We start from the raw sequence: 6,279 nt of genomic DNA, 5'->3' as shown, positions 1-6,279 counted from the left end.
GCCTCGATGATCGACCTGGAAATGATGGCCAGCCTGCTCGATGCGCTACCGCCGCAGGCGCGCCTGATCCTGCTCGGCGACAAGGACCAGTTGGCCTCGGTAGAGGCCGGCGCGGTGCTCGGCGATCTCTGCCGGGATGCCGAGGAGGGCTGGTACAGCGCCGAGACCCGCGCCTGGTTGCAGCGGGTCAGCGGCGAAACCTGGCAGGGCTTGCGCGAAGGTTCGGCGCAGGCGCATCCGCTGGCGCAACAGACCGTCATGCTGCGGCATTCCCGGCGCTTCGGCGCGAGCAGCGGGATCGGGCGCCTGGCGCGGCTGGTCAACCGGCAACAGGCCGATGACGCGCGCGCGCTGCTGGACAGTCCGCCCGCCGACCTCTTCGACCTGCGCCTGCGCGGGGAGCGCGATGCAGCCTTCGCCCGGCTGTTCGTCGACGGTCATCCGCAGGCGCCGGGCACGCCGTACGGCTACCGGCACTACCTGCAACGCCTGGCCGAGGGCCGCCCGGCCGCCGGACTGGCGCTGGAGGATGGCGCCTGGGAGCGCTGGGCGCAGTCGGTACTGACGGCTTTCGACGCCTTCCGCCTGCTCTGCGCGCTGCGCCGCGGCCCATGGGGCGTGGAAGGACTGAACCAGCGGGTGGCGGCGGAACTGCTGCGCCTTGGCCTGATCGAGGCCGATCACGGCTGGTACGAGGGGCGGCCGGTACTGGTGACGCGCAACGACTACAGCCTGGGGCTGATGAACGGCGATATCGGCATCGCCCTGCGCCTGCCCGAGCGCAACGACGACGACAGCCTGCGCTTCGCGCTGCGCGTGGCCTTCCCGCGCAACGACGGTAGCGGCGGCGTGCGCTTCGTCCTGCCGAGCCGCCTGGTCGAGGTGGATACCGTGTTCGCCATGACCGTGCACAAGTCGCAGGGCTCGGAGTTCGCCCATACCGCGCTGGTCCTGCCGGACGCGCTGAACCCGGTGCTGACCAAGGAGCTGGTGTACACCGGTATCACCCGCGCCCGCGACTGGTTCAGCCTGGTGGAAAGCCTGCCCGGGGTGTTCGAGGAAGCAGTGCGGCGCAAGGTACGCCGGCTCAGCGGGCTGATGCTGCATCTGCGGCCGGAAAGGGAAGAGCAGCCGCCGCATGCTCCGGGTGAACAGACCGAACTGCCGTTCTGACGTGCCGCCCGGGCGGTCGGCTCAGCCGACCACCTTCAGGCTGCTCATGCCGTTGCCCTCGCGCTGGACCCGCACCTGGACCGGGATCCGTTCGTGCATTTCCTGAACGTGGGAAATCACCGCCACCTTGCGCCCCTGGGCCTGCAGGTTGTCCAGGGCATCCATCGCCAGTTGCAGGGATTCCGGGTCGAGGCTGCCGAAGCCTTCGTCGATGAACAGCGACTCGATGCGCAGCTTGCTCGATGCCATCGAGGCCAGGCCGAGCGCCAGGGCCAGGGAAATCAGGAAGGTCTCGCCGCCGGAGAGCGAATACACCGAGCGCAGTTCGTCGCCCATCTCGGTGTCCACCACCAGTAGGCCCAGTTCGCTGCCGCCGCGCTGCAGGCGGTAGCGCCGCGCCAACTGGCGCAACTGCACGTTGCTGTGCTGCACCAGCAGGTCGAGGTTGTAGCCCTGGGCGATGCGGCGGAACTTGTCGCCGCTGGACGAACCGATCAGTTCGTTCAGGCGGCCCCATCTGCGGAACTCGGCGCGGGCTCGCTCCAGTTCGGCAAGCAGCGCCTGGCTCTGCTCGCGGCGTTGGTTGTCGGCCTGCAACTGGCTGTAGGTATCCAGGTAGGCCTGTTCGCTGGTGGCCAGGCGTTCGCGCTGTTGCCGCAGGTTGTCTTCCAGCGCCTCGCGGTCGGTTTCCGGCCGCTGCCGGCGATGCTGGAGCAGTTGCGCCTGGCGCTCCGCTTCCAGAGTCTGCTGGCGGGTGATCTCCTCTTGCAGTCGCTGCAATTGCTCCCGCCATTGCGTCGCCTGTTCCTCGGAAAGGCTGAGCAGGGCGTCGAGGCGGCTGTCGTCGAGGTTGTCCTGGCGTTCGCGCCAGGCCTGCCAGTCGGCCTGCAGGCGCTGGAACTCCTCCTGTTGGCGCTGCCGTTGCTGCTGCAGGTGTTCCAGGGCTTCGGCGAGTCGCAGTTGTTCCTCGCGCAGCGAATCCAGGGGCGCCTGGAGCGTCTCGACAGCGCTCTGCGCCGCTTGCGCGGCGTGCTCCAGCGATAGTTGCCAGTCCTGGGCGCAGGCGTGCTGGCCCAGGTGAGCGCCGAGGCGTCCGTTCAGCTCGGCGAGTTCCGCCTGGACCCTTTCCTCTGCCTGGCGGGCTTCGTTGCGTTGCTCGTCGCTTTGCTTCAGTTGCCAGCTTGATTCATCGCAGCGCTGCTTGAGCTCCTGCAGACGCTGTTCGACCTGCTGAAGCCGCGCCTGTTGCTGCCGGCGTTGCTCGATGGACTCGCCGAGGGCCTGGAAAGTCCGCAGCGGATCTGCCTGCCAGCGCTGCCAGTGCTCGTCGGAGAGCAATGGATGCAATTGCTGGCTGTCCTCCTCGACCTGCTGCTGCAAATGTTCGTAGCGCTGCCGTTGTTCCGTCAGCGCCTGCTGGCGCTGTTGCAGGATCGTCTCGGCGGCCCGCAGTTCCTGCTGCAATTGCTGGGTCTGGCGCTGGCGGGCGATCAGCCGGTCGAAGTCTCGTTGGCACTGCTGGCGCTGCCCAGCCAGTTCGTCCAGGCGTTGTGCCAGCCACTCCAACTGCGCGGATGGCTGCAGGAGTCGCAGTTCTTCCGGCAGCGTCCATTGCTCCAGTTGCCGATCGAGCGCGGCCAGTTGGCCGGTCAGTTCCTGCTGCTCCTGGCGACGCTGGTTGAGTCTTTCCCGCTGGCTGGAATAGCCCTCGCGCAGACCGACCAGGGTCTGTCGCAGCCGCTCGAGGGCCTGCTCGGCGCGGACCTGCTCCTGGTCGTCGTGTTCACCGAGCGCGGCGAGCAGTTGCTCGGACTGGTGATAGGGATGCTCCTGGCTGCCGCAGACCGGACAGGCCTCGCCGTCCACCAGGCCGGCGCGCAGTTGCTCGACGCTGGCGCTGCGGGCCAGACGCTGGCGCTGGAGCAACTCGCGGGTGACCTGCAGGGCCTGCTCCGCCGCCTTCACCTGCTCGGCGCATTGGCTGCCTTGTCGTTTCAGGTCGAGCAATGCCTGCTCCTGCTCGACCATACGCTGGTCGAGTTCGCCCAGGCGTCGAGCCAGGCCGGTGCGTTGGTCGAGGGCCTGTTGCCATTCCTTGTGGAGCGCTTGTTGTCGTTCCAGGCTATCGGTCTGCCGGCGCAATTCGTCCAGGCGTGCCGCCAGGTCGTCCGGCTCGCTGCCATGGAGGGCGGTCCATTGCGCCTGCAAGCGTTCGAGCGGTTCCCCGGCCTGGGCCAGGGATTTTTCCAGCTCGGGGAGCTGCGCCTGGCTTTCGAGCGCGCGCTGGCGACGTTGCACGAAGGCGGCGAGCTGGCCCTGGTGGGTCGCCCAGGCGTCGCCGAGCGCGGCGAGAGCCTGGTTGTCGCGCAATGCCGCCTGCAGTTGCGCCTGTTCCGCGACATGGCGCTGCTGCTCCATATCCAGTTGCCGAGCGGCGTCGCTTTGCTGGGCGTGGCGCTGGTTCGATTGCCGATGGAGTTCCTGTCGCTCGGCCAGCGTTCGCTCCAGGCGCCTGGCCTCGCTCTCCAGCTGGAAAGCCTCGCGCAACGGCGCCTGGGCCTGACGCAGATGGTCGTCGGCCTGGGCCTGGCGCTCGCGCGCCTCCCGCACGCGGGCCTGCAATCCTTGCAAGCGCTCGGCGCCCGCGGCTTGCTGCTCGGTGCGCTGCCGCTGCTGCTGCTCGGAGTGCCGGAGTTCCTGCTCGAGTTGCTTCAGGCGTTCGATCAGTCCGCGAACCGGAGCCAGGCGCTCCAGCCATTGCAGGGTTTCCCGCTCCGTCGCCAGGGCGTCCCAGGCCTGCCTGGCCTCGGCCAGTTGGCCTTGTGCGTGCTCGCAGGATTGCAGCAGCCGCTGCTCCTCGGTGAACCATTGTTGCTGGCCTTCCAGGTGCTGCAGGGCCTGTTGCTCCTGGAGACGCGCCTGGGCGTGGGATTCCAGCGCCGCCTCGAGCCCGGCCCGGGCCTGCTCGGCCAGCGGCAGGCTGCCTTCCAGGCGTTGCTCGAGTTGCTTGCGCTGCTCGTCGGCCTGGCTGGCGCGCTGATAGGCGGCTTTGCTCAATTGGCTGTACAGGCCGGTGTCGGTGAGTTTCTCCAGCAATGCGCCGCGGTCGTTGTCGCTGGCCTTGAGGAAGGCGCTGAATTCGCTCTGGGCCAGCAGCACGGCGCGAGTGAACTGGGCGAAATTGAGGCCGAGCTTCTGCTCCAGCTGTTCGCGGAACTCGCTCTTCTTGTTCGCTGCCAGCATTTGCTGGGTCTCCAGGTCCTGGAGGCTCTGCTGGCTCTTTTGCAAGGCGCCGTCCGCCTTGTCCCGGGAGCGCCGGGTTTCCCAGCGGGCGCGATAGCGGTGGCCGTCGATGCCGACGAAATCCACTTCGGCGTAGCCGCTGGCGCAACCGCGGCGCAGCAGGTTGCGTTCGTCGTTGCTGGACAGCTCGTTCCGGCCATCGGGAACCTTGCTGCTGGCCGAAGTGCTTTCCAGCCGCGGCGTGCTGCCGAACAGGGCCAGGCACAGGGCGTCCAGCACGGTGCTCTTGCCGGCGCCGGTCGGGCCGGTGATGGCGAACAGGCCGGCGCTGGACAGCGGTTCGCGGGTGAAGTCGATTTCCTGCTCGCCAGCGAGGGAGGCAAGGTTCTTCAGGCGGATGGCGAGAATCTTCATGGAGCGGCTTATTTCCCCGGGGGGTCTTCGGTGGCCAGTTCGACGCTTTGCAGCAGGCTGGCGAAGTCATCCAGCGCCTGCGCGTCCGGGCCGGAGCCATAGGCGCTTTCCCAGGCGCGGCTGAACAGTTCCTGGGGGTTGAGTTGGTCGAGCCCAAGCAGCGGCGCCTGTTCTTCGTCGCGGCGCTGGTATTCGCTGGCGATGCGCACCAGGCGACAAGCCTTGCCCTGCAAGGCGCTCTCGACCTGCTGGCGCAGGTCTGGTTGCGGCTGATCCAGCATGACGCGGACTTCCAGCCAGGGCCGCTGTTCGTTCAGCAGGTCGGCCTCGGCCAGTTCGCCGATTCGATCGAGCACCTCGCCAAGAGGCGCGGGGCCGATGCGCAACAGTTCCACCGCGCGTGGCACCGGGAGACTCTGTACATCCTTCAGGCGCTCACCTTCCAGGGTGACGAGGAGGACCTGGTGGCGATAGTTCACTTCGGCGAAGGACAGCGGCAGCGGCGAGCCGCTATAGCGAATGCGCTCCTGTCCGGCGACTTTCTGTGGCTTGTGCAGATGACCGAGGGCTACGTAGGCGATCTGCTCCGGAAACAGGCTGGCGGGCAGCGCTTCGACGTTGCCGATGATCAGGTTTCGCTCGGAGTCTTCGGAAACCGAGCCGCCGGCCATGTGTGCGTGGCTGACGGCGACCAGTGCCTGTCCCGGCGTGCGACGGGCTTGCGCGGCGGCAACCAGGCGTTCGTGCACCTGGCGGATACCGGCCAGGTAATCGTCGCCGAGCCCGCCTCCGGTGACTTCGGCGGGACGCAGGAAGGGCAGGGCCAGGCACCAGGCGGCGACCTGGCCATCCGCGTCGTGCAGGGGCAGCAGCAGGCGATCGCTATCGAGGCTTTCGTCTATCCAGCCGATCCGGCCAATGGCATGGGCGTTCAGTCGTTTCATCAGCGGAGCGGGCAGTTCGATGCGCGCGCCGGAGTCGTGGTTGCCTGCGATCATCACGATCTCCAGCCGCGGCAGCCGCCGATGGGCGCTGACGATGAAGTCGTAGAGGCGCTCCTGGGCTTTGAGCGGTGGATTGATCGTGTCGAAGATATCGCCCGCGATCAGCAGGACATCGGCGCGCTGCTCTTCCAGCTGGCGCAGCAGCCAGTCGAGGAAGCGCGCGTGTTCATGATCGCGGTCCTGGCCGTGCAGGGTCTGACCCAGGTGCCAGTCGGAGGTATGTATGAGGCGCATGGAACACTCGTCGAAAGCGGCGGAGCCGTGGCTCGCATTCCTTATATGAGGCAACAGAAGGAGAGGGCGGGGCAAGCCAGCCTATAAAGGAGGAATGGAGCGTCCTCTGGGCTTCCTGACCTTTGGGTTAAAAAGTTTCAAATAAGTGTTGACGCCAGTTTCTATCTCCCTATAATGCGCACCACTCCCGGCGACGACGAAGAGTAAATGC

The 6,279-nt window shown here is 67.2% G+C and carries 3 protein-coding genes; 1 reads left to right on the top strand and 2 read right to left on the bottom strand.

Translation table 11 applies throughout. The features are described 5' to 3' along the window. A partial coding sequence (gene recD / locus FFS27_RS26570; RefSeq protein WP_137952315.1) for an exodeoxyribonuclease V subunit alpha occupies positions 1-1,173 on the top strand: 1,173 nt, incomplete at its 5' end. A gap of 21 nt (positions 1,174-1,194) precedes the next feature. On the opposite strand, the gene FFS27_RS26565 is transcribed toward recD, so the two are convergent. Together FFS27_RS26565 and FFS27_RS26560 are read right to left on the bottom strand one after the other, a co-directional pair. After that, complete coding sequence (locus FFS27_RS26565) at positions 1,195-4,830, bottom strand: AAA family ATPase (protein WP_021264194.1); 3,636 nt, start codon at positions 4,828-4,830, stop codon at positions 1,195-1,197. An 8-nt stretch (positions 4,831-4,838) separates the two neighbouring features. Next, a complete protein-coding gene (locus FFS27_RS26560) occupies positions 4,839-6,068 on the bottom strand; it encodes an exonuclease SbcCD subunit D C-terminal domain-containing protein (RefSeq protein ID WP_022579564.1) in 1,230 nt (409 codons plus the stop codon). Positions 6,069-6,279 lie beyond the last annotated feature (211 nt).

It is taken from the genome of Pseudomonas sp. 2VD (genome assembly GCF_005503585.1).
Taxonomy (GTDB): domain Bacteria; phylum Pseudomonadota; class Gammaproteobacteria; order Pseudomonadales; family Pseudomonadaceae; genus Pseudomonas; species Pseudomonas aeruginosa.
The sequence above is the reverse complement of the archived record's forward strand: the minus strand, read 5'-3'. Positions and strand labels throughout refer to the sequence as shown.

Bases quoted from the DNA above. Each gene is read 5' to 3' on its own strand.
- FFS27_RS26560 (WP_022579564.1), bottom strand. From the start codon at position 6,068: ATGCGCCTCATACATACCTCCGACTGGCACCTGGGTCAGACCCTGCAC.
- FFS27_RS26565 (WP_021264194.1), bottom strand. From the start codon at position 4,830: ATGAAGATTCTCGCCATCCGCCTGAAGAACCTTGCCTCCCTCGCTGGC.